Origin of the sequence: Cedecea sp. FDAARGOS_727 (genome assembly GCF_012273235.1) — a bacterium.
GTDB lineage: Bacteria > Pseudomonadota > Gammaproteobacteria > Enterobacterales > Enterobacteriaceae > Cedecea > Cedecea davisae.
Genome location: NZ_CP050966.1, coordinates 4,335,859 through 4,362,068, shown reverse-complemented (window position 1 = coordinate 4,362,068; position 26,210 = coordinate 4,335,859). Strand labels below are relative to the sequence as shown.

Annotated in this window: 27 protein-coding genes; 19 read left to right on the top strand and 8 right to left on the bottom strand. The window is 55.5% G+C overall.

What is annotated here, in order from left to right; genetic code table 11:
• Positions 1-113 precede the first annotated feature (113 nt).
• From FOC35_RS20440 to FOC35_RS20375, 14 genes are all read left to right on the top strand, one after another.
• Positions 114-1,097 (top strand): ABC transporter ATP-binding protein, encoded by a 984-nt coding sequence (locus tag FOC35_RS20440; RefSeq protein WP_172570020.1) that lies wholly within the window; start codon positions 114-116, stop codon positions 1,095-1,097.
• Between the two features lie 28 nt (positions 1,098-1,125).
• The gene (locus FOC35_RS20435) at positions 1,126-2,265 is read left to right on the top strand and encodes an extracellular solute-binding protein (protein ID WP_172570019.1); all 1,140 of its coding nucleotides are present in this window, start codon (positions 1,126-1,128) and stop codon (positions 2,263-2,265) included.
• A 58-nt stretch (positions 2,266-2,323) separates the two neighbouring features.
• On the top strand, positions 2,324-3,154 hold the full coding sequence (locus FOC35_RS20430; protein WP_172570018.1) for an ABC transporter permease: 831 nt from the start codon (positions 2,324-2,326) through the stop codon (positions 3,152-3,154).
• Positions 3,155-3,982 (top strand): ABC transporter permease, encoded by an 828-nt coding sequence (locus FOC35_RS20425; RefSeq protein ID WP_172570017.1) that lies wholly within the window; start codon positions 3,155-3,157, stop codon positions 3,980-3,982. It begins immediately after the preceding gene.
• Positions 3,983-4,085: 103 nt separating this feature from the next.
• Positions 4,086-4,385 (top strand): hypothetical protein, encoded by a 300-nt coding sequence (locus tag FOC35_RS20420; protein WP_172570016.1) that lies wholly within the window; start codon positions 4,086-4,088, stop codon positions 4,383-4,385.
• 201 nt (positions 4,386-4,586) lie between these two features.
• Positions 4,587-5,462, top strand: a complete 876-nt coding sequence (locus tag FOC35_RS20415) for a carbohydrate ABC transporter permease (RefSeq protein ID WP_172570015.1) — start codon at positions 4,587-4,589, stop codon at positions 5,460-5,462.
• Positions 5,452-6,339: a carbohydrate ABC transporter permease gene (locus FOC35_RS20410; RefSeq protein WP_172570014.1), complete on the top strand. Its 888-nt coding sequence runs from the start codon at positions 5,452-5,454 to the stop codon at positions 6,337-6,339. The genes FOC35_RS20415 and FOC35_RS20410 overlap by 11 nt, the downstream gene beginning before the upstream one ends.
• 11 nt (positions 6,340-6,350) lie before the next feature.
• The gene (locus tag FOC35_RS20405) at positions 6,351-7,175 is read left to right on the top strand and encodes a phosphodiesterase (RefSeq protein ID WP_172570013.1); all 825 of its coding nucleotides are present in this window, start codon (positions 6,351-6,353) and stop codon (positions 7,173-7,175) included.
• A 5-nt stretch (positions 7,176-7,180) separates the two neighbouring features.
• On the top strand, positions 7,181-8,254 hold the full coding sequence (locus FOC35_RS20400; RefSeq protein ID WP_172570012.1) for an ABC transporter ATP-binding protein: 1,074 nt from the start codon (positions 7,181-7,183) through the stop codon (positions 8,252-8,254).
• Positions 8,255-8,261: 7 nt separating this feature from the next.
• Entirely contained in the window at positions 8,262-9,569 is a 1,308-nt protein-coding gene (locus FOC35_RS20395; RefSeq protein WP_172570418.1) for an ABC transporter substrate-binding protein, read from the top strand.
• A gap of 136 nt (positions 9,570-9,705) precedes the next feature.
• Positions 9,706-11,124 (top strand): PLP-dependent aminotransferase family protein, encoded by a 1,419-nt coding sequence (locus tag FOC35_RS20390; RefSeq protein ID WP_172570011.1) that lies wholly within the window; start codon positions 9,706-9,708, stop codon positions 11,122-11,124.
• Positions 11,124-11,645 (top strand): GNAT family N-acetyltransferase, encoded by a 522-nt coding sequence (locus tag FOC35_RS20385; RefSeq protein WP_172570010.1) that lies wholly within the window; start codon positions 11,124-11,126, stop codon positions 11,643-11,645. Before FOC35_RS20390 ends, FOC35_RS20385 begins: the two co-directional genes overlap by 1 nt.
• Positions 11,646-11,754: 109 nt before the next feature.
• Positions 11,755-12,084 carry a hypothetical protein gene (locus FOC35_RS20380; protein WP_039898219.1) on the top strand — a complete coding sequence of 110 codons (330 nt, stop codon included), beginning with the start codon at positions 11,755-11,757 and terminating at the stop codon, positions 12,082-12,084.
• 272 nt (positions 12,085-12,356) lie between these two features.
• Positions 12,357-13,142: a polysaccharide lyase family 7 protein gene (locus FOC35_RS20375; RefSeq protein WP_172570009.1), complete on the top strand. Its 786-nt coding sequence runs from the start codon at positions 12,357-12,359 to the stop codon at positions 13,140-13,142.
• 50 nt (positions 13,143-13,192) lie between these two features.
• Here the strand turns inward: FOC35_RS20375 and FOC35_RS20370 are convergent, their stop codons facing one another.
• Positions 13,193-13,621 (bottom strand): molybdopterin-binding protein, encoded by a 429-nt coding sequence (locus FOC35_RS20370; RefSeq protein ID WP_172570008.1) that lies wholly within the window; start codon positions 13,619-13,621, stop codon positions 13,193-13,195.
• A 274-nt stretch (positions 13,622-13,895) separates the two neighbouring features.
• On the opposite strand from FOC35_RS20370, the gene patD reads away from it, so the two are divergent.
• The 4 genes from patD (at position 13,896) to FOC35_RS20350 (ending at position 17,905) form a co-directional block, all read left to right on the top strand.
• A complete protein-coding gene (gene patD, locus FOC35_RS20365) occupies positions 13,896-15,320 on the top strand; it encodes an aminobutyraldehyde dehydrogenase (RefSeq protein ID WP_172570007.1) in 1,425 nt (474 codons plus the stop codon).
• Between the two features lie 82 nt (positions 15,321-15,402).
• Positions 15,403-15,846 carry a peptidoglycan-binding protein LysM gene (gene lysM, locus FOC35_RS20360; protein ID WP_016536399.1) on the top strand — a complete coding sequence of 148 codons (444 nt, stop codon included), beginning with the start codon at positions 15,403-15,405 and terminating at the stop codon, positions 15,844-15,846.
• A gap of 120 nt (positions 15,847-15,966) precedes the next feature.
• Positions 15,967-16,140 (top strand): GhoT/OrtT family toxin, encoded by a 174-nt coding sequence (locus FOC35_RS20355; protein WP_071704136.1) that lies wholly within the window; start codon positions 15,967-15,969, stop codon positions 16,138-16,140.
• A 136-nt stretch (positions 16,141-16,276) separates the two neighbouring features.
• Positions 16,277-17,905 (top strand): ABC transporter ATP-binding protein, encoded by a 1,629-nt coding sequence (locus tag FOC35_RS20350; RefSeq protein WP_172570006.1) that lies wholly within the window; start codon positions 16,277-16,279, stop codon positions 17,903-17,905.
• 20 nt (positions 17,906-17,925) lie between these two features.
• Here FOC35_RS20350 and FOC35_RS20345 read toward each other — a convergent pair whose 3' ends face one another.
• Genes FOC35_RS20345 through FOC35_RS20315 form a run of 7 tightly spaced genes read right to left on the bottom strand, consistent with a single transcriptional unit; the run spans position 17,926 to position 25,353 of the window.
• Entirely contained in the window at positions 17,926-18,741 is an 816-nt protein-coding gene (locus FOC35_RS20345; protein ID WP_172570005.1) for a sulfurtransferase, read from the bottom strand.
• Positions 18,731-19,726, bottom strand: coding sequence for an ornithine cyclodeaminase (locus FOC35_RS20340; RefSeq protein ID WP_172570004.1), 996 nt, complete (start codon positions 19,724-19,726; stop codon positions 18,731-18,733). The genes FOC35_RS20345 and FOC35_RS20340 overlap by 11 nt, the downstream gene beginning before the upstream one ends.
• A gap of 2 nt (positions 19,727-19,728) precedes the next feature.
• Positions 19,729-20,727: a 1-aminocyclopropane-1-carboxylate deaminase/D-cysteine desulfhydrase gene (locus FOC35_RS20335; RefSeq protein ID WP_172570003.1), complete on the bottom strand. Its 999-nt coding sequence runs from the start codon at positions 20,725-20,727 to the stop codon at positions 19,729-19,731.
• A gap of 36 nt (positions 20,728-20,763) precedes the next feature.
• Positions 20,764-22,092 carry a M20/M25/M40 family metallo-hydrolase gene (locus tag FOC35_RS20330; protein ID WP_172570002.1) on the bottom strand — a complete coding sequence of 443 codons (1,329 nt, stop codon included), beginning with the start codon at positions 22,090-22,092 and terminating at the stop codon, positions 20,764-20,766.
• The gene (locus tag FOC35_RS20325) at positions 22,089-23,003 is read right to left on the bottom strand and encodes an ABC transporter permease (protein WP_172570001.1); all 915 of its coding nucleotides are present in this window, start codon (positions 23,001-23,003) and stop codon (positions 22,089-22,091) included. Before FOC35_RS20325 ends, FOC35_RS20330 begins: the two co-directional genes overlap by 4 nt.
• On the bottom strand, positions 23,003-23,863 hold the full coding sequence (locus FOC35_RS20320) for an ABC transporter permease (RefSeq protein WP_172570000.1): 861 nt from the start codon (positions 23,861-23,863) through the stop codon (positions 23,003-23,005). The genes FOC35_RS20325 and FOC35_RS20320 overlap by 1 nt, the downstream gene beginning before the upstream one ends.
• The gene (locus tag FOC35_RS20315) at positions 23,860-25,353 is read right to left on the bottom strand and encodes an ABC transporter substrate-binding protein (protein ID WP_172569999.1); all 1,494 of its coding nucleotides are present in this window, start codon (positions 25,351-25,353) and stop codon (positions 23,860-23,862) included. Before FOC35_RS20315 ends, FOC35_RS20320 begins: the two co-directional genes overlap by 4 nt.
• Before the next feature lie 186 nt (positions 25,354-25,539).
• Here FOC35_RS20315 and FOC35_RS20310 point away from each other — a divergent pair, with 186 nt between their 5' ends.
• A complete protein-coding gene (locus FOC35_RS20310) occupies positions 25,540-26,196 on the top strand; it encodes a GntR family transcriptional regulator (protein ID WP_016536409.1) in 657 nt (218 codons plus the stop codon).
• Positions 26,197-26,210: the final 14 nt, after the last annotated feature.

Genomic DNA, 26,210 nt, shown 5'->3' with positions numbered 1-26,210 from the left:
CCACAGTAGGCTCACATCATCCATGAGCGGCGTTTCATTTTTTTTACAGTCAAATGAACACGTGTTCATTTTGGAAAGAAAATGTACCAAACAGAGATTTTCGGATATTGCCCATGAGCTACCTGAATATAACAAGCCTCCAAATCAGCTACGGCGATAAGGTGGTGTTAAAAAATATCGATCTCGCCGTGAATAAAGGTGAAATGATTGCACTGCTGGGGCCTTCGGGCTGCGGGAAAACAACATTATTAAATGCGCTATGCGGTTTTATCCCGGTGGAGAAGGGCGAGATTAACGTCGCCGGGCGAGATATTACCCAAAGTTCGCCGGAGCAAAGAAATATAACCATGGTGTTCCAGAGTTATGCCTTGTGGCCACATTTAACGGTGGCGCAAAATATTGGCTATGGGTTGAAATTGCGTAAATGGCCGTGGGAAGATATTAAAAAGCGGGTCGAAGAGTTGTTGCAGATAGTTAACTTGGGCGGCCTGGATGGGGCAAAAATAACCGAGCTTTCCGGCGGGCAGCGGCAGCGGGTTGCGCTGGCAAGGGCGCTGGCTATAGAGCCGGACGTGCTGGTGCTGGACGAGCCGCTGTCGAACCTGGATGCGAAGGTCAGGCTCAGCGTGCGTCACGAAATCAAGCAGTTGCAGAAAAGGCTCGGGTTCACTTCGGTTATCGTCACTCACGACCAGCAGGAGGCGCTGGTAATGGCCGACCGCATCGTGGTGCTGAACAACGGCCAGGTTGAGCAAATTGGTACCCCGGAAGAGATTTACCAGCGACCGGCTACGCCTTTTGTCGCCGACTTTATGGGTGCGGATAATCTTATTTCCGCCGATGGGGAGCTTATTTACTTCCGCAGCTCGGATGTTTTCCTTTCAGCATTAAATGATCAAAAGCCAGATGGCGGTTTAATCTTTGAGGGTATCGTCGAACAGCATGCTTTTATTGGGCATAACTATCGCTACGGCGTTCGCTGCGGTGAAAAATTACTTCTGGCTGATTCTGTCGATAATTATTCAATAAATAGTGAGGTCAGTCTATCCGTTCCTGCCTCGGCGCTTCATATTTTTAGTTCATCTCACACAGCTTGATAACATTATATTACTCTGAGGGTTGGTCATGTTTAATAAAACCAGGATTGCGGCAGTTACGGCTTTATTTCTGAGCTACGGCGCTCATGCAGAAACTATTCTCAACGTTGCCACCGCGGGCGACCAGAATATGGTTGATTACGTTAAAACCTGGCTCGGGCCTAAGTTTGAGGAAGCGCACCCCGGCGTTAAGGTGCGCGTAGTCGGTACCGGGCCGGGCGATGCCGGTTCGAACAAGATAATTGAAAAACTCAGCGCCCAGCAGCAAAGCGGGGCGAAAACCTGGGATATCGACGTAGCGGTGGTGCACCAGAAAGCCGGGGGCGAACTGGTGGAAAAAGGGCTGCTGGAAAAATATCGTCAGCAGATTAAAACCGGTTCTATGGTAACGGCTGATAATGCCAAAAACGCGCTGGGCGTGAACGTTGAAGGCTATGTGATGCCGATGTTCCTGAGCCAGACGGCAATCGCATGGAACAGCGAAACCATGAAGGCGCCTCCGGCTTCCTACGACGAGCTGGTCGCCTGGGCGGCAAAGCACCCTCAGGCGTTCGGCTATAACGGTATTAAAAACGGCATGTCCGGCGTCAGCTTCGTGGTGGGCTGGATTTACGCTTATGGCACCGACGCGCAGCGCCTCTCCGCTTTGCCTTACGATAAAGGCGTGGAGAAAAACTGGCCACAGGCTTTTGAGAAGCTGAAAGAATTCAATAAAAATGTCACTTTTACGCCGGGCAACGCGGGCACGCTGGACATGCTGACGAGAGGCGAAATCGCCATGGGGCCGGTGTGGGTGGATATGTTCTACACCTGGAAAGATCAGGGCAAGCTGCCGCCTTCAATCAAGCTTTCCCTGCTGGCACCGGGCATGCCGGGGCAGCCAATGTATTACGTGACGCCGGCCAAAGCGGCACAACCTCAGTTGGCGCGTGAATTTATCGAGCTGGCGACCAGCCCGGAAGTGCAGGCCGAAGGGATTGTGAAGCAGTTTAACTGGTATCCGGGAATAGACGCGCAGTACGTCAAGCCGAAGCTGGATGATGCAACCTGGCAGAAGCTGTTTGCAGAGATTTCGCCGAAAGCGCTGGCCGACTACGGTAAAAGCTTCCCGATTGCGCCTTATTTCGACGACATCAAAGAAGGCTATGAGAGCCAGGTTTCCAACTAATCACTCCCGAACGCTCAGGCCAGCCCTGAGCGTTATTGTCTGAGCATTAAGGTTTCTTATGCGCGTCTCGCTAAAATATCTGCTGCTGGTCAGTCCAGCCGCGCTGATGATTACGCTGTTATTTCTCTACCCGCTTGGGTTTTCGCTGGTGGCCGCTTTTACTTCGGACACCCAGGCTTTTACTCTGCAACACTTCGCTAAGGTATTTACGCTCTATTCGAGCGATATCGTTTTTACCGTGGTAATGGTGCTGGTTTCGGTAGCGCTGTTGGCGCTGCTCTCCATCACGCTGTCGGCGGTGATTACGCTCTCATCTTGTCGGCCGATTGTGCGCCTGCTGGGAGTGCTGTACCGCCTGCCGCTGTTTATTCCCTTTATCGTCGCCGCCCAGATGATGCGCACCTTTCTCGCCAAAAACGGACTGATGAATAACCTGCTGGTGGCAACCGACATGGTGGGGCCGCTGGACACTATTTCATGGCTGGGCTGGAAGGGAATCATTATTACTTTTGTCTGGAAGCAGCTGGCGTTTGCCACTTTGCTTATCTCCGGCGCGATGGCCGCGCTAGACGCGTCGCAAATTCTGGCGGCCAGAAACCTTGGCGCTTCAAAGCCTCGCATTCTGTTCGACATTGTTCTGCCTCAGGTGCTGCCCGCCGTGGGCGTCGCGCTGGTGCTTTCTACGGTGATTATGATGTCGGTACTTTCCGTTCCGCTGATGATAGGCACCGGTTCGCCAACCATGGTGACGGTGGATATGGCATTCCGCGTGAATTCCTACGGGGATTATGCGGTGGCTAACGCGCTGGGCGTAATTTCACTGCTGATTTGCGGCGCGCTTTCCTGGTTTTATCTGCGCTATAGCCTGCGCCAGAAAGGAGGCGAATAAATGAAGCTTAATTATCTCTGGCGTAAAGCCCGGCCAGGCCGGTTGCTGCAGGCGCTGCTGCTGGCTTTTATGCTGTTCGCCATGTTTGGCCCGCTGCTCAACCTGCTTATCTGGACGGTGACCGAAAGCTGGTTTTACCCGCATGTTTTGCCCAGCCAGTGGGGGCTTAAATACTGGTATCAGGTGTTCAGCCCCGACAGCGATGTCTCCGGCTCGTTGTTAACCAGCGTTTTCATCGCCGTGCTGTCGGTGCTGGTTTGCCTGGCTATTTCTATCCCGGCCGGGTTTGCGCTTTCGCGCCGTGCCATGCCGCTGCGGGTGCTATTTATGCTGCTGTTCCTGATCCCACAGGCGTTCCCGAACCTGACGGTGTATATGAATATCGCCCGGCTGTTCTATCTGTGGGGGCTTAACGGCACTATCGCTGGGGTGGTGCTGGTGCACAGCGTACATGGGCTGATGTATTCGGTATGGATCTGCGTAGCCGCGTTTTCGTCCGTTGACCCGCTACAGGCCCGGGCTTCACGCAACCTGGGCGCGGGGCCGCTGTTTACCTTCTGGCATATCGTGCTGCCGCAGGCTGCGCCGGGCATCGTTGCCGCCGGGATCTTTGTGTTCCTGGAATCGCTGGATGAGTTTACCGGTACTTTCTTTGTCGGCGCACCGGACATCACCACACTGCCGCTGCTGCTGTATAACGCCAGCATGTCCGGCAATTATCAGGTTTCGTCGATTACCGCGCTGATCCTGCTGGTGCCTTCGCTGCTGTTTATGCTGGTTATCAATAAGTTTATGCGTCCGGAAATGTTGGCGAAAATGGGCAAGTAGGGCGGGTTATTGGCTACAATACAGATAATTCCGCACTGAAAATGTTATAGATTATCAGCCACCTGGCTTAGCAAAGCCGGGGAAAACAGCCTAAGAGGTGAGTATGAAAATTCTGCCGTTTGCCGTTGTTCCCGTCCTGCTGGCTACCTTTAGCAGCTTCGCCTCTTCCGACGAGGCGTGGAAGGCGTTGGATAAAGATATTCAAAAGAGCTGCCTGGCAATTAGCGCCCTGCAGGAGAAAAAAGTGGAGGGCAAACGTATCGATTTTAGCGATGACGTAGGCTATTCCGCAGTGGTTATTTCCGGAAGCTACAAGTCTAAGAACAGCAGCCCGGCTCCGGGAAAAGAGCTTTGCCTGTATAACCGAAAAACACAATCCGCCAGCCTCGCTGAAATGCAGTAATCCGTTTTAGTTCCGCCGTATTTTTCTTCACACGGAGAATATATCCGTGTGAAGAGATTCTCCTTTAGCCAGAAGCAGTTACCCGATAAACTCTGATGCAGCAAGGCTTCATGGTCGCTGAACTGCCATTTCTCCGTAACTTTTTTGCCATATATCGCTCCCATACTTCCTGACTTCTGACCCCCTTACAGGCTTCGGACAATGGAAAAAAGACCCTGGCTCCCCTGGCTGATACTCTCGCCGTCTCTCATTTTTCTCCTGCTTTTCACCTGGTTTCCGCTGGTACGTTCAGTCTATGACAGCCTGTTCGATACCCGCATGGCGAGCGATACCGGCGTTTATGTCGCCGCCGGAAACTATATTCGGCTGTTTGCCGATGTGGTTTTCTGGAAGTCGCTTCTCAATAACCTGGTCTACATCGTGCTGACCGTGGTTCCCGGCGTATTGTTAGCGCTGCTGCTGGCCGTTTCGCTGTGGGAAAACCATCGTGTTAACCGCTGGCTGCGCACCGCATTCTTCTTTCCGATGATAATCCCGATGGTCAGCGCGGCCGCGCTGTGGCTGTTTATCTTTATGCCGGGGATGGGAATGCTGGATTACTACCTGGCAAAAATCTTTGGGCCGATGAACAACAACTGGCTGGGGCGCAGCAATAGCGCGCTTTATGCCCTGGCGCTGATTGGCGTGTGGAAGTTTGCCGGTTACTACATGCTGTTTTTCCTTGCCGGGCTGCAAAGCCTGCCGTCCTCTGCACGCGAAGCGGCGATTATGGAAGGCGCAAGCTCCACTCAGGTGTTCTTTAAGGTAACGCTGCCGCTGCTGCGCCCGACGCTCAGCTTTGTGATTACCACCGCGCTTATCTACTCGATCACCCAAATTGACCACGTTGCGGTAATGACCCGGGGCGGGCCGGACAACTCGACCACGGTGCTGCTTTATTACATCCAGAGCCTTGCCTGGGATACGCACGATCTGGGTAAAGCTTCCGCTGCGACTTTCCTGACGCTGGCTGGCCTGTTTATCTTCTCATTCGTTAATCTGAAGCTGCTGGAAAGGGGCGCACACCATGAGCGTTGAGTTTTCTTCCCCGGTTGTCAACGCGCGTAGCGTGGCGCAACCGCTGTGGTTTCGCCTGCGCAAATCGAAGGGTATCACCCTCAGCGTGCTGATGTGCTGCCTGGCTCTGCTGTGGGTCAGTCCGTTTATCTGGATGCTCTCCTCGGCGTTCAGCGCCAGCACTTTTGGCGAGGGCATGGCCTCCGTGCTGCCTCGTTTCCCCCTGACGCTGGACAATTTCCGCGACGCCTGGCAAAGCGCCGACTGGCTGAGTCTGTACGCCAATACCGTTATCTTCAGCTTTGGCACATTCTTCGTGCAGTTAATCACTATTACCACCGCTGGCTATGTGTTTGCCTGCCATGAGTTTCGCGGCAAACAGACGCTGTTCCTGCTGTTCCTGGTGCAGCTTATGGTCATGCCTGTGGTGATGATGGTGCCGAACATGATGACGCTGAAAGCCCTCGGGCTGCTTAACACCTTAACCGGCGTGATGATGCCGTATTTCACCTCGGCTTTCGGGGTGTTTTTGATGCGTCAGGCGTTCCTGGCTATTCCGAAAGAGCTTGAAGAAGCAGCGCTGATGGAGGGCTGCCGCTGGTGGCAGGTGCTCTACCGCGTACTGCTGCCGATGTGCTGGCCGTCGGTGCTGGCGTTTGCCACCGTGAGCATTACCTATCACTGGAACGAATATCTGTGGCCGCTGATGATGCTGAACGACCCGGATAAACAGGTGCTGACCGTCGGGCTGGTCTCTTTTGCTATGGGCGCCGAGTCCGGCGGCCAGTGGGGCACCATCAGCGCCGGGACCATTATGGTCTGCCTGCCGCTGATGCTGGCCTTTATCGCCTTCCAGAAGCAGTTTCTGCGAAGTTTTGGTTTTTCAGGCATTAAGTAAGGAGTTGAGTGATGTTATTAGCGCATATTTCCGACACCCATTTCCGCAGTCAGAACCAGAAGCTGTACGGCTTTATTGATATCAACGCCGGGAATGCCGACGTGGCTTCACAGCTTAACGCCCTGCGCGAGCGCCCGGATGCGGTGATTGTCAGTGGTGATATCGTTAACTGCGGCCGCCCGGAAGAGTACCAGGTTGCGAAACAGGTTCTCGGCACAATAAAGTCGCCGCTGTATTTGATTCCCGGCAACCATGACGATAAAGAGCAGTTTATCGAATACCTCCGTCCGCTCTGCCCGCAGCTTGGCAACGACCCGCAAAACATCCGTTACGCGGTGGATGATTTTGCTACTCGCCTGCTGTTTATTGACTCAAGCCTGGCGGGGCAGTCCAAAGGCTGGCTCACGGAGGAGACCGTTGTCTGGCTCGAAGCTCAGCTTATTGCCGGCGGCGAAAGGCCTACGGCGGTGTTTATGCACCACCCGCCGCTGCGCCTGGGCAATGCGCAAATGGACCCTATCGCCTGTGAAAACGGCCATCTGCTGCTGAACCTTATCGAGCGTTTCCCGGCGCTGGTGCGCATTTTTTGCGGCCATAACCACAGCCTGACGATGACTCAATATCGCCAGGCCACCATCGCCACTATTCCCGGAACGGTTCACCAGGTTCCGTATCACTTTGAAGACAGCCGCCCTTATTACGACATGTCGCCGCCATCCTGCCTGATGCATCGCCAGGTGGGGGCGCAGTGGGTCAGCTATCAGCACTCGCTGGCGCACTATGCCGGGCCCTGGCTTTACGACGCAAGTGTTAGCTGCCCAACGGATGAGCTTTAATCGCCATGTTAAGACTGAATCAGGTAAGCAAGCAGTTCGACGGCAAAGCGGCGCTTAATGCCCTGTCGCTGAGTATTGACGACGGTGAATTTGTGGTGCTGGTGGGGCCATCCGGCTGCGGGAAAAGCACGCTGCTGCGCATGCTGGCCGGGCTGGAAGAGGTGAGCGCCGGGGAAATCTGGCTTAACGATGAGAACATCACCGCTATGTCGCCGCGCGAGCGTAACTTTGCGATGATCTTCCAGAACTATGCGCTGTTTCCTCATCTTACGGTGCGGGACAACATCACCTTTGGCATGAAGATCCGCAAAGAAGATAAAAGCAGTTGGCAGCCACGGCTTGAGCAGGTGGCTAAGCTGTTACAGCTGGGAGAATTACTGGACAGAAAACCGGCCAAACTTTCTGGCGGCCAGCGGCAGCGCGTGGCAATGGCGCGAGCCATCGTGCGTAACCCGCGCCTGTTTCTGATGGATGAACCGCTTTCTAACCTTGATGCGCGCCTGCGCACCGAAGTGCGCGACAGCATTATGGCGCTGCATCAGCAGCTTAAAACCAGCACCATTTATGTCACCCACGACCAGACGGAAGCGATGTCTATGGCCGACCGCATAGTGGTGATGAACGGCGGCGTGGTGCAGCAGGTGGGGAAACCGGAACATCTCTATGCCTGGCCCGCCAACCTCTTTGTAGCCGGGTTTATCGGCTCCCCGGCGATGAACCTGCTGTCTTTACCTTGCGCGGAAGGCCGGGTGCAGCCCGACGTTTTAAACCTGCCGCTGCCGCCGTCTGCATCTACGCAGACAAACGTCTGGCTGGGTATTCGCCCGGAACATATCACCGATAGCCCGGAAGAAGGGCAGCTGACGCTGTCTGCCACGGTGGTACAACGAGAACTGATGGGTGCAGATTATCTGCTCCATGTCAGCACGCCCGTGGGAACGTTACGCTATACCCGCCGCCATCGCGGTGTGGTGCCAGAAAAAGGCGATACGCTAACCCTCGGTTTTTCACCCTCTGATGTTCATCTTTTTCATATTGACCAACACCACAACTTACACCAGGAGATTGACCATGTTTAACCCCCTGATGCATAAATGGCGGGCGCTTGCCGTTTGCTGTTCGCTGGCTTTAAGCGGCGCGGCACTGGCGAAAGAAAAAATCGACTTTATGTTCCCTGCGCCCGTAGACGGCAAACTGACGATGGAGATGACCCGCGTCATTAAAGCGTTTAACGACTCGCAGCAGGATGTTGAAGTTCGCGGGATCTTCACCGGCGGCTACGACACCACCAAAATCAAAGCAGAGTCAGCACAGAAGGCCGGTCAGCCGCCCGCGTTGGTGATTATGTCCGCCAACTTTACTACCGACCTGGCGCTAAAAGATGAAATCTTGCCGATGGACGAGCTGTTTAAATACGGCAACCGTAAGGCGGGTGACTTCCTGATGAACGACTTCTGGCCCGCAATGCATAAGAATGCTCAGGTGATGGGCGTGACTTATGCCATTCCGTTCCACAACTCCACGCCAATTCTCTATTACAACAAAACCCTGTTTGACCAAGCCGGGATCAAGCAGCCGCCGCAGACTTGGGCAGAAATGCTGGCAGATGCGAAGAAGCTGACCGACGCCAGCAAAGGCCAGTGGGGCATTATGCTGCCGTCCACCAATGACGATTACGGCGGCTGGATTTTCTCGTCGCTGGTTCGCGCCAACGGCGGCAACTACTTCAATGAAAACTATCCGGGTGAAGTTTACTACGACTCGCCGACCACCATCGGCGCGTTGCGCTTCTGGCAGAATTTGATCTACCGCGACAAGGTAATGCCGTCCGGCGTACTGAACTCTAAGCAGATCAGCGCGGCATTCTTTAGCGGCAAGCTGGGTATGGCGATGTTGAGTACCGGCGCGCTGGGTTTTATGCGTGAAAACAGCAAAGACTTTGATATGGAAGTTGCCATGATGCCAGCCAAAGAGCAACGCGCCGTGCCTATCGGCGGTGCCAGCCTGGTCAGCTTCAAAGGTATTTCCGACGCGCAGAAAAAAGCGGCTTATCAGTTCCTGACTTATCTGGTCAGCCCGAAAGTCAACGGAGAGTGGAGTCGATTTACCGGCTACTTCTCGCCGCTCAAAGCCTCTTACGACACGCCGGAGATGAAAGAGTATCTGCAAAAAGATCCGCGCGCGGAAATCGCCCTAGAGCAGCTTAAGTACGCCCACCCGTGGTATTCGACCTACGAAACGGTGGCGGTACGCCAGGCGATGGAAAACCAGCTGGCGGCCGTAGTTAACGACCAGAAGGTGAACCCGGAGGCGGCTGCGAAATCCGCGCAGAAAACCGCGGATGAGTTAATGAAGCCTTATGTTGAAAAAACGGCTTTAGCTGATTCCCGGTAACCAGCGTTATCGATCGGGCGGCGGCCGTCGCCCGATTTTCCACTTTCGATTATCATCGATAAAAATCACTTTCTGACTATAACAGTTGCGTAAAACAGCGTATTTTTAGCGCTCTGATATAGACAGGGAGCAGGGCATGAAAAAATACCAGCAGCTGGCACAGCAAATCCTCGAGCAGATTGCTCTTGGCGTGTGGCAGCCCGGCGACCGCCTGCCGTCTCTGCGCGAGCAGGTGCGGCACAGCGGCATGAGCTTTATGACCGTCGGTCACGCCTACCAGATGCTTGAAAGCCAGGGTGCAATCGTTGCCAGGCCTCAGTCCGGCTATTACGTTGCGCCTCGCCCTGTGGCGCGCAGCATACCTGTTACGGTGCAGGTCACCAGCGATGAAACTGTCGATATCAATACCTATATTTTCGATGTGCTGCAGGCGAGCTGCGACGCCTCGGTAGTGCCTTTCGGTTCCGCGTTTCCCGACCCGCGCCTATTCCCTTTACAGCAGCTAAACCGCTCAATGGCTGCGGTGAGCAAAACCGCGACCGCCATCAGCGTGATAGAAAGCCTGCCGCCGGGTAATGAGGCGCTGCGTCACGCTATTGCGCAGCGCTATGCCCAGCAGGGGATTCAGGTTTCCCCGGATGAAATAGTCATTACTGCCGGGGCGCTGGAGGCACTAAACCTCAGTCTACAGGCCGTTACCGAGCCGGGGGATTGGGTTATTGTGGAAAATCCGTGCTTCTATGGCGCGTTACAGGCGCTGGAACGCCTGCGGCTTAAAGCGCTGTCGGTGGCGACCGACCCGGTCAGCGGTATCGATCTTGAGGCGCTGGCCAGAGCGCTAAAGGAGTACCCGGTGAAAGCCTGCTGGCTGATGACCAATAGCCAGAACCCGCTGGGCGTGACGCTTTCGGCGGAGAAAAAGGCGCAGCTGATTGAGCTATTGCAGCGCCATAACGTCACGCTTATCGAGGACGATGTCTATACCGAGCTTTATTACGGGCGGGAAAGGCCGTTACCGGCCAGGGCGTATGACGAGCAGGGAATGACCCTGCATTGCTCATCCTTCTCCAAATGTCTGGTGGCCGGATTCCGCATTGGCTGGGTAGCCGCCGGGAAACATGCCCGCCGCATTCAGCAGCTTCAACTGATGAGTACCTTATCCACCAGTTCGCCGATGCAGTTGGCGCTGGTCGATTTCCTGGCGACCCGTCGCTACGACACACATCTGCGTAAACTTCGCCGCATGCTGGCCGAACGCAAACAGCAGGCATGGCAGGCCCTGAGCGAGTTGCTGCCGGAGGCGGTTAAAATCCACTGCAGCGAAAGCGGCTATTTTTTATGGGTCGAGCTTCCTGAAGGCTGCGATGCCAGCCTGCTAAGCGAGCGCGCACTGGGGCATAAAATCAGCATTGCTCCCGGGAAAATGTTTACCACCGGCAAAGCGTGGGACAACTACTTCCGCTTCAACGCTTCATGGGCGTGGGGGGAAAGAGAGCAACAGGCAGCGGTGACGTTGTCACGTTTAATCGCCCAACAACTTGAGGAAAAGGCGTAATGTATCAAACGGAAAGGCTTATTTTGCGCCCCTGGCGCGAGGAAGATTTACCCTCGTTTGCCGAGATGAATGCTGACCCGGAGGTAATGCGCTATTTCCTGAATCCGCTAACCGAGGACGAAAGCCGGGACTACCTTGAGTCGTTTCGTCAGCGCATGGCTGAAAACGGATTTGGTTTTTGGGCGCTGGAAGAGCGGAGCAGCGGCGAACTGGCCGGGTTTGTCGGGTTAAACCGGCCGGGTTATACGCTGCCATTTTCTCCCTGCGTGGAAATAGGCTGGCGGCTGCGGAAGGCTTTTTGGGGCAAGGGTTATGCGCCAGAGGCTGCGGCGCGGGCGCTGCGTGTCGGCTTCGAAGAGTACGGGCTTGAAAGCATTGTGGCGTTTACCGCGCTGCCAAATATGCCTTCGCAGAGGGTAATGGAGAAGCTCGGAATGACGAGAGAAGGTGAGTTCAACCATCCTATGGTGTCTGAAGACCACCCGCTGCTGCGGCACGTCTGGTATCAAATTCAGCGGTAGCTGTCGATATTGCCCCGCCAGCCGTAAGAAATGAACAATTTTTGTGAGCAATCACGGCGTTAGTTCTGCAAAACTGCGCCTTCAAAAATGTTTTTACGGAATGGAAATTATGAATATCGGCGTATCGCTGGCAGGGCGAATGATTGTGCAGGGGCTGAGCGCAATTAAATCAAGAGCGACTAAATTTGGTAGCGGCGTGAGTAAACTAGTCAGCAGCTTAACCCGAATCAGCAATAGCGATAATCGGCCAACTAAAGGTAAAGAGTGGAAAAGGGCAACATTTCCAAACGGCGTAGGCTATGCAAATATCGAGCACCTGCATATGCCATCACGTTTTTTATCCAGTAGCGAAACGAACAAAAAAATCCAGTTTTCAGAGTTTTTGACCCGCGTTAACTCCAACCCGGAATTAAAGAATAAGTTTAGCTCGATGGCGTAACAGTTATTACTAATTGCTGTCACTCAGAACGCTGGCTCAGTTCACCGGGCCAGCGTGTTCATTTCTGGCATTGTCTGAAACCACACCCCCGGCGCTAAAAGTTACTCTTTAGCATGAGCAATTGTCCGTTTATTTCCTTAATTCATCAAATTTTTAACCCGGACACCGGTTGTTACTACTGATATGCCATTGCTAACAGATTTAAAGTAAAGCCGTTACGGGAATTAATGATTAGCTTGTCGAGCGGTTTTAAAGTTGCATTGGGGTAAGAGATGAAGAGTAAAAGCCAGCTTTACGGGTTAACGTCGGGTCTGCTTCTGGCGGCGTTGAGCGCCTGGGCGAAAAGCGAACAGGGTGCGCCGGGTGAAAACTACCCGGTTTTAACCCGAAGTTATTTATTGCAGTCGTTTGATAGCAGCCAGAAAGTGAAGGAAGAGAAGATTACCCCGGAATTGCAAAATCAGTATTTTTACAGCAATTGCGGCGGCTCCAAAGGTTGTGATTCGGCGCTCCCTGAGGGGGCCATCATGTTTAAAGCGCCGTCCGGGTTCGGTTCAACGGCGCACAGTGAGTTCCCGCGCGTTGAATTAAGAGCCACGCAGAACTTCGTTAACGGTAGCGAGTTTAATAACGAGCAAAGCGGCTCGGTCTATATAGTGCAGGCACCGTCTACGCGCTCGATTATCTTCGCCCAGATCCACGGCGATAAGCCCGGCGGGTCGGAGATGTTCAAGCTGCGTTGGGAAAACGGGGTGGTGGTTGCGGGCGTTAAAGAAAATTATGGCGATGCGGAGAAGAGAAGCACGCTGTTATCCGGCATCGGGCTGAACGAAAAGATTGATTACAAGCTGAAGGCTAAAGGGACTTCGGGCGGAATGAAGGTCACGATTGAAGTCAGCGCAGACGGGAAAACGGCCAGTAAAACATTCAGTTACCCGGAGCAGGGCTGGAAGGGCGTCCAGCTGTATTTTAAGGCCGGGAACTACAATCAGGACAAAGACAGAGACGGTTCAGAAGCTAAGGTCGCCTACAGCAAGCTGGACGTACGTTACCAGTAATGGCTTTAAACCCGGCGGCCCGGAGGCTGCCGGGCAGGCAATCTGCAATATTACTTTTTAACCGCTATCAGCACAGATGAAGCTTTTACCAGCGCCAACAGGCGGCCTCCGGCCTTAAGTGCCATCTCCTCTGCCGCCTCGTTTGTTACGACGGCGGTCAGCTCAAAACCTGCGTCAGTTTTAATGTGCACGGTAGTATTTACCGCACCAGCCAGCACGGATTTCACTTCGCCGGGGAACTGGTTGCGGGCGGAGAAGCGGTAGCCGCAATCTTCGCTTGCCAGCATTACCCACGGCGCTTTGATAAGGGCGATAGCCTCTTTGCCGTTGACCAGGCCCAGCGCATCCTTGCTGGTGCGCGTGACGACGGCCACCAGCTTGCCGCCGCCGTTGAGCGTTAATTCTATTTCGTCGTTAACCGCGCCATCCGTGACGTGGCTGATGGTGCCGGTTAACTGATTACGGGCAGAAATGGTCATGGTGCCTCCTGGCGTTCGACTTGAAAGGGATGAGATAAAGCATAGAACCGGCGGCCGCTGATTCATATTAATTTTCTATAGATATCAAATTTGACCGCGCAGCTGTTATACCAGAGCAAAGAGCAAAACTGGCGCAGCTTACTGCGTGGTGCGTCACAACGTGGTGAAATTTTCGGATGTGGCAGACTGCGCCCGGAATGCCGAAGCTAAGCTTTTTATCACGAATCATCGATGCCTGCGGGCCAGAAAAACCAGACTGGGTAAGGGGAGCGGAATGCAAAGCCAACTGTTGATTAACGGCAAGCTTGTGGATGGCCTCGGGGAAAAGCAACCGGTCTACAATCCGGCAACCGGCAAGGTTCTGCTTGAAATCGCTGAGGCGACGGTGGAACAGGTAAATGATGCGGTGCTGGCGGCGGACCGGGCTTTTACCGGGTGGGGGCAGACAACGCCGAAGGAGCGCGCTGAGCACCTTCTGGCGCTGGCCGATGTTATCGAGCAGCATAGCGAAGTCTTCGCCCGCCTGGAGTCCCAAAACTGCGGCAAGCCTTATCACTGCGTGCTTAACGACGAAATTCCGGCGGTAGTGGATGTCTTCCGCTTCTTTGCCGGAGCCAGCCGCTGCCTGGGAGGGCTGGCCGCCGGGGAATACCTTAGCGGACATACTTCGATGATCCGCCGCGATCCGGTGGGCGTTGTCGCCTCTATTGCCCCGTGGAACTATCCGCTGATGATGGCCGCGTGGAAGCTTGCGCCTGCGTTAGCCGCCGGTAACTGCGTGGTTATCAAACCTTCGGAAATCACGCCGCTGACGGTGTTTAAGCTGGCCGAACTGGCAAAAGATATCTTTCCTGCTGGCGTGCTGAACGTGCTGTTTGGCCGGGGGCAAACCGTTGGTGATGTGCTGACCGGTCATGAAAAAGTGCGTATGGTTTCGCTGACCGGCTCTATCGCCACCGGCGAGCATATTATCAGCCATACCGCGCCGTCGATAAAACGCACCCATATGGAATTGGGAGGCAAAGCGCCGGTCATTGTTTTTGACGATGCCTCACTGGAAGCGGTGGTCGAAGGCGTGCGCACCTTCGGTTATTACAATGCCGGGCAGGATTGCACCGCCGCCTGCCGAATCTACGCCCAAAGCGGAATTTATGACCGGCTGGTGGAAAAGCTGGGCGCGGCGGTCGCCAGTCTTAAATACGGCAGCCCGGACGATGAAAGCACCGAGCTTGGGCCGTTAAGCTCGCTGGCGCATCTGGAGCGGGTCGATAAGGCGGTGCAGGAGGCGAAGGCGCTGCCCCACGTTGAGGTGATTACCGGGGGCGGGAAGGTGGAAGGTTCCGGCTATTACTTCCAGCCTACGCTGCTGGCAGGCGCGAAGCAGAGCGACGCTATCGTGCAGAAAGAGGTATTTGGCCCGGTGGTCAGCGTCACCCGTTTTGACGATGAGCCGCAGGTGCTGGAGTGGGCAAATGACTCGAGCTACGGGCTGGCATCGTCTGTCTGGACGCAGGATGTTGGCCGCGCCCATCGCCTCAGCGCCCGCCTGCAATACGGCTGCACCTGGGTTAATACGCACTTTATGCTGGTCAGCGAAATGCCGCACGGCGGCCAGAAGCTCTCCGGCTACGGCAAGGATATGTCGCTCTACGGCCTGGAGGATTACACCGTCATTCGTCATGTGATGATAAAGCATTAACACGATCCACCTGTCCGCAAAAGTGGGCATTTTTGGCTTCCTTTGCCAGGCTTACAGGGACTTGTAAACAGGAGAGACGACCATGGGTTTATTTGATTTTGTCAAAGAAGCAGGTGAGAAACTGTGGGATTCGCTGAAAGGAAATGACGGCGACCAGGGAAGCAAGCTGGAAGAACACCTGAAAAAGAGCGGCATTGAGGGCGCAGACAAGGTGAGCGTGAGCGTCGAAAACGGCAAAGCGGTGATAACCGGGGATGGGCTTACGCAGGAGCTAAAAGAGAAAATCCAGGTCGCTGTAGGCAACGTAGCGGGTATCAGCAGCGTTGAAAACAACATCAAAGCGACGGACTCCGCGCAGGAGGCGACATATTACACCGTCAAATCCGGTGATACGTTAAGCGCCATTTCTAAACATGTTTATGGCGATGCCAATAAGTACAACAAAATCTTCGAAGCCAACAAACCTATGCTCAGCCATCCGGACAAAATCTACCCCGGGCAGGTGCTGATCATTCCTAAGCTGTAGCGCTGCAAATAAACCCACTTCGGTGGGTTTTTACACTAAAAAAACAGGTTGTGAAACTTGATCTGCGTCATAAAAAAGAGCATATTTTGCAAAATTTTTTAACAAGTAGTCATGTCTGGTATGACCCTTTATCAACATATGTTGGTTTTTTACGCCGTAATGTCGTTAATCTGCGCCGGGATCACCTGGCTGCTGGCCAAAGATTCTAAACGCATCAAATTTCTCTGTTCCGTGCTGGTTGGGGCGACCTGGCCGATGAGCTTCCCGGTGGCGCTGATGTTTTCGCTGTTCTGAGCCTCCCTGCGGCCCGGTTTGCCGGGCCTTCGCCATTAACTCCCTCCTGAATAAGCTATCAGCAAATCATCTTGTCGTGTCCGGGCAGATACTATAGTCTCAAAAATCACGATGTTAGCCCCGACCCGGAACCGCTATGGCCGCCCAGAATCCGCTATTAACCGTTAGCTCACTCTGCATTAATACGCCCGATGGAAAACCGCTGGTGCAGAACGCCTCGTTTAGCGTCGAGCGCCGCGAAATCGTGGCCCTGGTAGGTGAGTCCGGCTCGGGTAAAACCTTAACCTCTCTGGCGGTCATGGGGCTGCTGCCCGGCGGCGTGTACCAGAGCGGCGGTGAAATCAGTTTCAACGGCGAGCTTATTGCCGCGCCCGGAAAAACTTATCCTCGGCGGCTGCGCGGGCAGCAAATTGCCACCATTTTTCAGGAGCCGATGAGCAGCATGAACCCGGTGCTGAAAGTGGGTGAGCAAATTGCCGAGGTGCTGGTGCGCCACCAACAATTAAGCTGGAAACAGGCGCATCGTGAGGCGATAGCGCTGCTGGACAGAGTGGGCATCGTTAACCCGGAGCTGCGTGCAAAACAGTATATCCATCAGCTTTCCGGCGGGATGCGCCAGCGCGTGATGATCGCCAGCGCAATTAGCTGCAAGCCAGCGCTGCTGATTGCCGATGAGCCTACCACCGCGCTGGACGTTACCATCCAGGCTCAGATCCTTTCCCTGCTCCAGGAACTACAGCGTGAGATGGCGATGGGCATCTTGTTTATCACCCATGATTTAAGCGTGGTCGCCCGCTATGCGGACCGTGCCTGCGTGCTGTATCAGGGCAATATTGTTGAGCAGGGCGACGTGCCGACGCTGCTGACTTCACCCCAGGCCGGGTACACCCGCAGGCTGATTGCCGCCTCGCAGCCCGAATCCAGGCCCTGCAGGCGTAAAGATGTGACTCGTACCCCGCTGGTGCAGCTCTCTCAGCTCACTAAAAGCTACCCGCAGGCTCACGCGCTGCCGTTCTTCCCGGCCAAACGGCAGACGGTACTCAAGCCAACAAGTCTTGAGATCGAACGGGGTGAAATTGTTGGGCTGATTGGCGAGTCCGGTTCGGGAAAAACCACGCTTGGCCATGCGGCTATCGGTTTAATTCCTGCAGACAGCGGCACTATTATTTTTGACGGTCTCGATGTGCGCCGCGCCAGCCGCGAGCAGCAGCAGGGTATGCGGCGCAGGGCGCAAATCATATTCCAGGACCCTTACGCCAGCCTTGACCCCAAAATGCCGGTTGGAGAGCAGATTGCCGAGCCGCTACGCGTACACAAGCTGCTCCCGGCGGACCAGATCCAAAGCAGGGTAATTGAGCTGCTGGAACTGGTGGGGCTTGAAGCCAGCGCGGCGACGCGATTGCCTTCTGCGTTTTCCGGCGGGCAGCGGCAGCGCATCGCTATTGCGCGAGCTTTGGCCCTGGAGCCGGAACTGCTGGTGGCCGATGAGGCGGTTTCCGCGCTGGATCTCTCGGTGCGAGGGCAGATCCTCGCACTGCTTGCCGATCTGCGCAACCGTCTGGGTTTAACCGTTTTATTTATCAGCCACGATCTCGGAGCGGTGCGCCAGGCATGCGACCGCGTAGTTGTCATGTATCGCGGTGAAATAGTGGAAACCGGAGCCACACAGCAGGTGCTAGACCGCCCGCAGCACGAATACACGCGCCAGTTGCTGTCCGCCGCGCCGGATATTCAGCAAGCGCTGAAGCTCCGTGCGGCCGGTTAATCAGCGGTGAAAATGCAGGGTTAGCTTCCGCTATGCAGCGCTAATTCAGGGTGGGCAGCCCATTCGTGCCATGAGCCGACATAAACCGCCAGGTCCTGGTATCCGGCAAGCCTCAGAGCCACAAGAACCGTGGCGGCGCGCGCGCCTCGATGACACCAGGCGATAATTCTTTGGGAAGGATTAAACCCGGCCTCGGCGGCGAGGTGGGCAATAGCTTCGGCAGACTTAAAGCAGCCGCTCTCCACTACATCCTCCCAGAACAATAGCTTCGAGCCGGGTATCCTTCCCGCCCGTGCGCAGCAGCCATGAACAAAGCTGCCTGCGTATTCCGTTGGCCTTCTCGCATCGAGTAAGACAGCCGTCAGCGTATCAGCCTCAAGCACTTCCTTGCGGGTTGCGGCCAGCTGCGGCGCGGCAGGCTGAGTGGCTGGAGCATTCATCGCGGAAACTTCAGCCCAGGTTCCACTACCCGGTATTAACTCTCCGCCAGCCGCGATCCACGCATTAATACCGCCGTCCAGAGCAAGGCCGGACCTGCCCAGAGCGAACCACAGAAACCACAGGCCGCGTGGAGAACGCATTCCCACCTCCTGTTCAAAAAAGACCGGTGTGGCATCATCGGCAATATTGAGCTGCTGCCAGGCCTGGATAAAAGCACCGGCCATCGCCGCGTAGTCTTCCTGCGTGGAGTCGGGAACAAAGTAGTCGTAGACGTTAAGGCCGTATGCGCCAGGCAAGGAGGCCTCTCGCCAGGCGGCAATGTCCCGAACATCAATCAGCGCCAGCCGCTCGCCGCTGGCAAGGCGCTGACGCAAATCGTTGGCGCTAATTATCATCAGCAGCTTCCCAGCCAAACGGCAGCTTGCAGCCTTCGCCCCGCGAGAGCGCCTCCTGCAGAACTCGGGCGGCGAGGGCGATATCAAAGACGTTAAGGCCGAAAGAGGAGAAATAAACTTTGTCCGTCGGGCTGGCGTGCCAGCCATCAACCACCAGGTTAGTTAAGTCAGCCGCCACTTTTAGCTCGTCAAACAGCCCGGCGCGGTACATCTGAAACAGGCTCTTGGAGCTGGTTTGTTTGAAATCGCCCCAGAGATCCACCACCACCTGGTCGGCGGCGGCAATCGTTTCGAACGCCACTTCGTGATAGCCGATTTGCAGCACCATGGTGCCCGCTCGCCAGATACCGGGGCGCAGAAAAGGCTCGCTGGCGCTGGTGCAGGTGATGAGCGCATCCCAGTGCTGGCTTAGCGCATCATGCAGCGCTTCAAACTGCGTGACGGGCCAGGGTAAATCGCCGGTCTGGCCCAGCATTTTCACCAGATGTTCTGGCGTGCGGTTCCAGCAGTAGACCATTTCAAGGTCGGGAAAGTGCGCGCTCAGCATCTCAAGGTGAGCGCGAGCCTGAACGCCTGCGCCAAGCAGTAAAATACGTTTTGGCGCACGGGGCGCTGCTTTCTGTAGCGCCAGGGCCGAAACCGCCGCCGTCCGGGTCGCCGTGAGGCTGCCGCTTTCCAGCAGCCCGATGGGAAGGCCGTTGTCGGCGCGGTTGAGCAGCGTCATCGCCATTGCCTGCGGGTAGCCGTCGCTGGCGCGGGGACGGTGAGCCGTCCACTTCACGCCGGTGGCATTGAACCGCCCACCAACTCTGGCCGGAAGGGCGTAAACTTTGCCCAGGGGAGTATCGAGGTCGACATGCGTTTCCGCGGGCATTACCGCTTCGCCGCTTCTCAGCAGGCGGACGGTGTCCTCAACAACCCGTAAGGCCGTGACAGGGTCACTTCCACCCAGGCCGGTAACCTGCTGAAAGTTCAGTATTTGCATGCTCAGTGTTCCAGTAACGTTTGGGCAAAGGGATAGAGCGCCGGAGAGCCGCCGCAGTGCATGAAAATAACCGAACTGCCGGGATGGATCTGACCTTGCTCTGCAAGCGTCATTAAGCCGTGCATCGCTTTACCAGTATAAACCGGGTCCAGCAGTACGCCTTCCTGCTGAGCAACCTGATAAATAGCATTAATACCGCCTTCTGAGGGCACGCCGTAAGCGCTGCCAACAAAGCCGTCTTCAATCCAGATATCCTGCGGCTGCCAGCTTTGATCCCAGTCGAGCAGGCGCGCACAGTCGTCCGCCATAGCGGAGATGCGGGCCTGGAACCAGTCCGCTTTGGCGCTGACGCTGATGCCAACAATTTGTGTTTTTGGCCAGTAGCGGCGCGCACCAACGTACAGCCCGGCAAGCGTGCCGCCGGAGCCGGTTGGGGCGACAATAACGTCAGGCGCGGATTTACCCTGCGCCCGTAATTGAGCATCTATCTCTTCCACCGCTCGCACATAGCCGAGTGCGCCAAGCGCGGTTGCGCCGCCGAGAGGAATGATCATAGGTTTTTCACCGCGGGCGCTGGCCGCGTCGGCATGGGCCTGCATCGCGCCTTCAATCTGGGTAAAGTAGCCTTCGGGATCGAGGAATTGCAGCTCCGCGCCAAACAGCTTGTCCAGCAGTAAATTGCCCTGGTAGGTTTGCGGTTCATCGCCGCGCAGGACCAGGACCGGCTTCATGCCGAATTTGCGCGCCGCCGCCGCAACCATCCGGGCATGGTTAGACTGGTGGCCGCCGGTGGTGATAACGACTTTTACGCCCTCGCGGCAGGCTTCTGCCATCAGGTATTCCAGCTTGCGGACTTTATTCCCGCCGCCGCCGAAGCCGCTGTAATCGTCGCGTTTGATGGTTAATTCAATGCCTAAGGCCTGGGACAGGCGCGGCAATGATTCCAGCGGAGTGGGGAAGAATCCTAGCGTAACACGTTCAAAATCATTCACATTTTTCATGCATTATCCTGTCTGGTTCCCTGATGCCGGAGGTCGTTAAAAAGCGACAAGCCAGTCGTTAAGCGACTGCTGGAAGCGCTGAAGCCCTCGAAGCGTAACGAATTCGTTCACCCCGTGAGCGTTGCCGCCGTAGCCAAGCCCGCCGATTAAAAAAGCGGGGGCAACGGGAGCGAAAGCGTAGGCGGGGGCGCAGCCCGGCGCCCACGGCCAAATTTGCGGCCTGGCGTGTTGCTGGTGATAGCTGACCATAAGCTCAGCTACGCCGGGATCGTCGATGCTAAAGCGGTAACCGGGGTAACTGTCGCCGGGCACCAGTTCCACTCCTGAAAGCGCGGCGACCTGCTGCTCAATGCGGCGCATAAGTTTTTCGCCGTCAACTACAGGCGGCGTTCTTAGCACCAGGTCGGCAAAGGCTTCCGGGGGTATAACGCCCTGCGCGCCGTGCGGCAGGCTGGCTATTTCAGAAATGTTCAGCACCGCGCTACCAAGCAGATAAGCCAGGCGGCTGTAGCTGTCTCCTTCAATCGAGAATTTTTCGCTGCGGCGAAAGGTTAGCTCGTCGTCAGGATTAAAATTGGCCGCAAGCTCGTCGAGAATTGAACGGGCTTCTTCATCAAGTTTGCCGGTTTCGAGCACGCCGTTAGCGTGGGCGGGCGCGAGGGTATTCAGAGCCTGCACCAGCCGCCAGACCGGATTATCTATCCAGGCGGCATTGCTGGCGTGTATGGCCGCCTTCGGGCCGCCCCAGTTTCCCCCTTTTACTTGCAGGCGTCCGCCGCTGCGGCCGGTAAAGCCGAGATAGAGACGAGGTGCGCCCCCGCCGTATTCGCAAAGTGAGGGAAATAGCACGGCTTCGGCGGGGTTAATAGGGCAAGGCTGCTGCGCAAGATAGCGGCGCAGGTTGCCGCTGCCGATCTCTTCTTCACCTTCGAGCAGTATTTCGATGTTGGCGTGCAGCCGTCCCGAGTGATAGAGGTTGCGCACTACCATAAGCATGCCCGCCAGCGGGCCTTTGTTATTTTCAGCGCCGCGGGAAATAAACACCTCGCCTTTGTCCGGCCAGTGTTTCAGGCCGCCAACAAAAGGATCAACTTCCCAACCCGCGGTATCCGCAGGCATCACGTCGTACATGTTGTACAGCACCAGCGTGCGCGGTGAACCGATATCGACCCGGACATGAACCAGAGGCGGGGCGCTATCCTGAAGCTGTCCGGCTACCGGGAACAGCACTTCGGCATCGGTTTCTTCAACCAGCCAGCGCTCCAGCCAGGCGGCCAGTTCGCGCTGCCGGCCTATGTTTCCGGCCACGCTTTCAAATGGCGTTATCTGGCGAAGCAGATCCAGCGTTGCCTCTAATTGACTCATAGCCGGATCCTCGGGTTCAGCACCACGTACAGTAAATCAATCACTAAATTCATCATCACAAATACCAGCGCGGCGAGCAGGACAATAGCCTGTACCAGAGAGAAATCGCGGTTCTGGATGGCTTGCACCGCCAGGCGGCCAATACCCGGCCAGGCGAAGATAATTTCGGTGACCAGCGCGCCGCCGAGCAGCGAGGCAAAATACATGCCCTGCACGGTCACCACCGGGATAAGCGCATTGCGTAAGCCATGGCGGATAAGAATGCGCCATGAACTCAGGCCCTTGGCCTGCGCGGTGCGGATATAATCCTGGGCCAGAACGTCTATCAGGCTGGCGCGCACCAGGCGGGCGATGGCGCTCATATAGTAGGCCCCAAGGCTAATGGCGGGCATTATCAAGTGGCTGAAGCTGCCGTAGCCGCTGGAGGGCAGCCAGCGCAGATGCAGGCTGAAATAGAGGATCATCAGCAGGCCGAGCCAGAAGACCGGTACCGCCTGGCCGCTGAAGGCCAGCAGGCGGGCAAGTAAGTCCCAAAAGCTGTTGCGCCATACCGCGCTTATTACCCCAAGCAGCAGGCCGATAAGCGTGCTCCAGGCAAGGGCGGAAACGGCAAGCAGCAATGTGGCGGGAACGCGCTGGGCAATAAGGTCGGTAACCGGCTGTTCATAGCGCAGAGACAGGCCGAGGTCGCCGTGCAGCAGGCTATTCAGATAATGGCCGTACTGCCAAAGCAGCGGACGGTCGAAACCCATAGCATGGCGGAAGGTCTCAATTTCTTCATTTGACGAGCCCGGCGGCATCATTACCGCGGCTGGGTCGCCCGTCAGGTGCAGGCTGTAGAAAATCAGCAGCGACACGCCAAACATCACCAGCACGGCCTGAGCGAAGCGAGAAAGAATATAGCGCAGCATCAGTCGAGTCTCGTGAGGGTTTTACGCAGCAGGCTGTCGCCGAGCAAATTGCAGCCGACAACCAGCGCGGCAATAATCAGCCCCGGCCACAGCACCAGCCATTCGGCCAGCAGCATATACGAACGGCCTTCGCCAATCAGGTTGCCGAGCGTTGGCGTGGGCGGCTGAATCCCCATGCCGAGGAAGCCGATTGAGGCCTCCAGCACGATGAGGCGCGGGATATCCAGCGTCAGCAGCACTATCAGCGGCGTGGCCAGGTTAGGCAGGATATGGCGCAGCAGGATGCGCGGCGTGGAGAAGCCCATCGCCCTGACCGCCTCAATGTATTCAAGTTCGCGGATCTCGAGGGTTTTAGCGCGGGCCACGCGGGCATAAATCGCCCAACTGGTGACGCCCATAATCAGAATGATGTTTTGCAGCGAGGTGCCAAATAACGCCATCACCAGCAGGATGAGCAGAATAAACGGCACCGCCAGCTGAATATCCATCAGGCGCATGATGACGGCATCAAGCCAGCCGCCAACGTAGCCCGCCAGCATGCCAAGCAGAGTGCCAATAACGGCGGCAATAGCCGCCGCCAGTAACACTACCGTCAGGGAAAGGCGGGTACCCGCCAATATTCTTGACAGCAAATCGCGCCCGAGTTGATCGGTGCCAAGCCAGTGCATACCGCTTGCCGTTTCGCTACCCGGCGGCAGGAAAATATCCGCCAGGTTATTGGTGAGCGGGTCGGGCAGCGGTAGCCACGGGGCCACCAGCGCCAGCAAAATCACTATGCCTAACAATAAGCCCCCCAGCGCCCCGTCGCCAGAAATCAGGCGGCGAGGGCGGCGGGCAAGGGCGCGTTGGGGGAAAATCATTTCAGCCTCAGGTCGTACAGCGGAATACGCGCATCTGCACGCCCGGTAAAGGTGAGATTATCGCTGTTGGCATACAGCGAATCTTCGCGATACAGCGGGATAAGCGGCTGCTCTTTGGCGACGACTTTCTGGATATCTTGCAGAATAAGCTCGCGTTTTTTTGCATCAACCGTGGAGCGGCTGGCGTTCAGCAGTTTATCCAGTTCCGGGTTGCTCACCGTGGAGTACGGCTCGCCGGAGTGCAGAATGGGATACAGCGCGGCGTCGGCGTCCAGGGTCTGGGTTGAACCCCAGGCCAGCATGTACATTTCCGCCTGCTTACCGGAAGCCACCTGCTGGGTGTAAACCGACCATTCAGGCACCTCAAGCTGCGCCTTCACGCCGATAGCGGCCAGGTCCTGAACGATGGCCTGAGCCACTTCTGCACTGGCAATATAGCGACGTGGCGCCTGGAATTTCAGCGTAAACCCATTCGGATAACCGGCTTCTTTCAGCAGCTCTTTGGCCTTAGCTACGTCCTGCTGCGTGGCCGGAACATTGAGATAGCCGAAATCTTTAGCGCCCGCCATGGTGCCGGTTGGAGTGCCAAAACCGTGCAAGAGCTGGCTGGTGTAAGCCTGGCGGTTTAATGCCAGCGAAAGTGCCTGGCGTACGCGTGCATCACTTAAAGGTTTCTCACTATTCTTGAGGCCGAGGTAAATGGTTAACCCACCACCTTTTACCTGCTCAAGATGAACGCCTGGTTTGTTTTTTAGGGCAGAAACAAGGTCCGCAGGGACACTATCAACCAGCTGAACTTCCCCGGTTAGCAAGGAAGTAATGCGAGCGGTCGCTTCAGGAATAGGCCGCCATGTCACCCGATCAATTACTGGTTTCCCGCGCCAGTAATGTGGGTTAGACTGCATAACTACGTGCTCATCTGGTATAAATTCTGTTAATGTATATGCGCCACTACCAATAGGTTTGCGTGCAAACTCTGCGGCACCGACTTTACTTACATAGGCCGGTGGCACGATATAGGTTGGATAGCGGCTCATACGAGTGGGTAGAAGAGGATCCGGGCCGTCGGTATGGATACGAACCTGGTATTCGCCGGTGACCTCTACGGATTTGATGGTGCGAATATAGGAGATGGTCGGCGCATGGTTGGCCGGATCAAGAATACGATCGATTGAAAATTTTACCGCAGCTGCGTTGACCGGCTCACCATTAGTAAAACTGACGCCAGGACGCAAATCGAACTGCCAGGTTGTGTCATCCAGAGCTTTCCAGGATGTCGCAAGTCCTGGCTGGAGTTGCATGTTTTTATCACGCAGCACCAGAGTGTCGAAAATATTATCCACCAGAGTGGCGGCCTCTTTCAGGAAGCCGGGATCCATTGCGGTGGCGGAAGCAGGTTGAGCAATGACTAATTCACTGGCGTAGCTGAAGGGGGTTACCAGACTCATTAATACAGCCAGAGCTGCAAGTTTACGACCGGATGCTTTCATTTTTGGTCTATCCCTATACGTTACCGTCTAAATTATTGATGAGTATCGAATGTTTTTTCAGGCTTAATCGCATGCCAGTATAAATTAAGTAGCAAGAGTACATGATATATCCTATATACTCCATGGACGACAAGCCAGTTATTAAACTGCAAATACAAAGTAGTTATTTTGCTATAGGAAATAAACATGCTTGACTTAGAAAAAGCGCAAAGAATGAGTTTAACCATGCAGGTTGAAGCAAGGTTAAAGGGTGCATTAATCGTGGGAACGCTAAAACCCGGAGCCAGATTAGTCACCAAAGAGATTGCGGAGCAGCTTGGAACCAGCATTACGCCGGTGCGTGAGGCTCTGCTTCGACTTGTCTCTTCGGGGGCGCTGGATGCGACCCCGGCTCAGGCTTTTTTGGTCCCTGAAATTTCGCTTGGCCGTTATCATGAAATAACCGTCATCCGGAAGAACCTGGAAGGAATGGCGGTAGAACAGGCTGCACGGCATATGGATCAAAGCAAACTTGCCCGCTTACAGCAGCTGTGCGATGCATTTCTTCAGGCAAAACAGGAAAGCGTTGAAGCCGCCCTACAGGCAAACAGAGAGTTCCGTTTCCAGCTCTTTGACTATGCGGATATGCCGACTCTGACCGTCTTAATTGAGCAGTTGTGGGTGCGTATTGGCCCTTGTTTCAATTATCTCTACCCGCAGTCGGAAGTAATGAGCCAGGGTCATCATAATTATGATGACTTGCTCGAGGCTTTAGCCGAGAAAGATGAAGCCCGCAGCGTGAAGGCAATTCATAAAGCAATTGATGATGGCGCTGATATTTTACGTCGCCAGTATTTTGGCTAAATAACACACAGCGT

Coding starts and splice junctions, on each gene's coding strand:
- FOC35_RS20440 (WP_172570020.1), top strand. CDS start 114: ATGAGCTACCTGAATATAACAAGCCTCCAAATCAGCTACGGCGATAAG.
- FOC35_RS20435 (WP_172570019.1), top strand. CDS start 1,126: ATGTTTAATAAAACCAGGATTGCGGCAGTTACGGCTTTATTTCTGAGC.
- FOC35_RS20430 (WP_172570018.1), top strand. CDS start 2,324: ATGCGCGTCTCGCTAAAATATCTGCTGCTGGTCAGTCCAGCCGCGCTG.
- FOC35_RS20425 (WP_172570017.1), top strand. CDS start 3,155: ATGAAGCTTAATTATCTCTGGCGTAAAGCCCGGCCAGGCCGGTTGCTG.
- FOC35_RS20420 (WP_172570016.1), top strand. CDS start 4,086: ATGAAAATTCTGCCGTTTGCCGTTGTTCCCGTCCTGCTGGCTACCTTT.
- FOC35_RS20415 (WP_172570015.1), top strand. CDS start 4,587: ATGGAAAAAAGACCCTGGCTCCCCTGGCTGATACTCTCGCCGTCTCTC.
- FOC35_RS20410 (WP_172570014.1), top strand. CDS start 5,452: ATGAGCGTTGAGTTTTCTTCCCCGGTTGTCAACGCGCGTAGCGTGGCG.
- FOC35_RS20405 (WP_172570013.1), top strand. CDS start 6,351: ATGTTATTAGCGCATATTTCCGACACCCATTTCCGCAGTCAGAACCAG.
- FOC35_RS20400 (WP_172570012.1), top strand. CDS start 7,181: ATGTTAAGACTGAATCAGGTAAGCAAGCAGTTCGACGGCAAAGCGGCG.
- FOC35_RS20395 (WP_172570418.1), top strand. CDS start 8,262: ATGCATAAATGGCGGGCGCTTGCCGTTTGCTGTTCGCTGGCTTTAAGC.
- FOC35_RS20390 (WP_172570011.1), top strand. CDS start 9,706: ATGAAAAAATACCAGCAGCTGGCACAGCAAATCCTCGAGCAGATTGCT.
- FOC35_RS20385 (WP_172570010.1), top strand. CDS start 11,124: ATGTATCAAACGGAAAGGCTTATTTTGCGCCCCTGGCGCGAGGAAGAT.
- FOC35_RS20380 (WP_039898219.1), top strand. CDS start 11,755: ATGAATATCGGCGTATCGCTGGCAGGGCGAATGATTGTGCAGGGGCTG.
- FOC35_RS20375 (WP_172570009.1), top strand. CDS start 12,357: ATGAAGAGTAAAAGCCAGCTTTACGGGTTAACGTCGGGTCTGCTTCTG.
- FOC35_RS20370 (WP_172570008.1), bottom strand. CDS start 13,621: ATGACCATTTCTGCCCGTAATCAGTTAACCGGCACCATCAGCCACGTC.
- patD (WP_172570007.1), top strand. CDS start 13,896: ATGCAAAGCCAACTGTTGATTAACGGCAAGCTTGTGGATGGCCTCGGG.
- lysM (WP_016536399.1), top strand. CDS start 15,403: ATGGGTTTATTTGATTTTGTCAAAGAAGCAGGTGAGAAACTGTGGGAT.
- FOC35_RS20355 (WP_071704136.1), top strand. CDS start 15,967: ATGACCCTTTATCAACATATGTTGGTTTTTTACGCCGTAATGTCGTTA.
- FOC35_RS20350 (WP_172570006.1), top strand. CDS start 16,277: ATGGCCGCCCAGAATCCGCTATTAACCGTTAGCTCACTCTGCATTAAT.
- FOC35_RS20345 (WP_172570005.1), bottom strand. CDS start 18,741: ATGATAATTAGCGCCAACGATTTGCGTCAGCGCCTTGCCAGCGGCGAG.
- FOC35_RS20340 (WP_172570004.1), bottom strand. CDS start 19,726: ATGCAAATACTGAACTTTCAGCAGGTTACCGGCCTGGGTGGAAGTGAC.
- FOC35_RS20335 (WP_172570003.1), bottom strand. CDS start 20,727: ATGAAAAATGTGAATGATTTTGAACGTGTTACGCTAGGATTCTTCCCC.
- FOC35_RS20330 (WP_172570002.1), bottom strand. CDS start 22,092: ATGAGTCAATTAGAGGCAACGCTGGATCTGCTTCGCCAGATAACGCCA.
- FOC35_RS20325 (WP_172570001.1), bottom strand. CDS start 23,003: ATGCTGCGCTATATTCTTTCTCGCTTCGCTCAGGCCGTGCTGGTGATG.
- FOC35_RS20320 (WP_172570000.1), bottom strand. CDS start 23,863: ATGATTTTCCCCCAACGCGCCCTTGCCCGCCGCCCTCGCCGCCTGATT.
- FOC35_RS20315 (WP_172569999.1), bottom strand. CDS start 25,353: ATGAAAGCATCCGGTCGTAAACTTGCAGCTCTGGCTGTATTAATGAGT.
- FOC35_RS20310 (WP_016536409.1), top strand. CDS start 25,540: ATGCTTGACTTAGAAAAAGCGCAAAGAATGAGTTTAACCATGCAGGTT.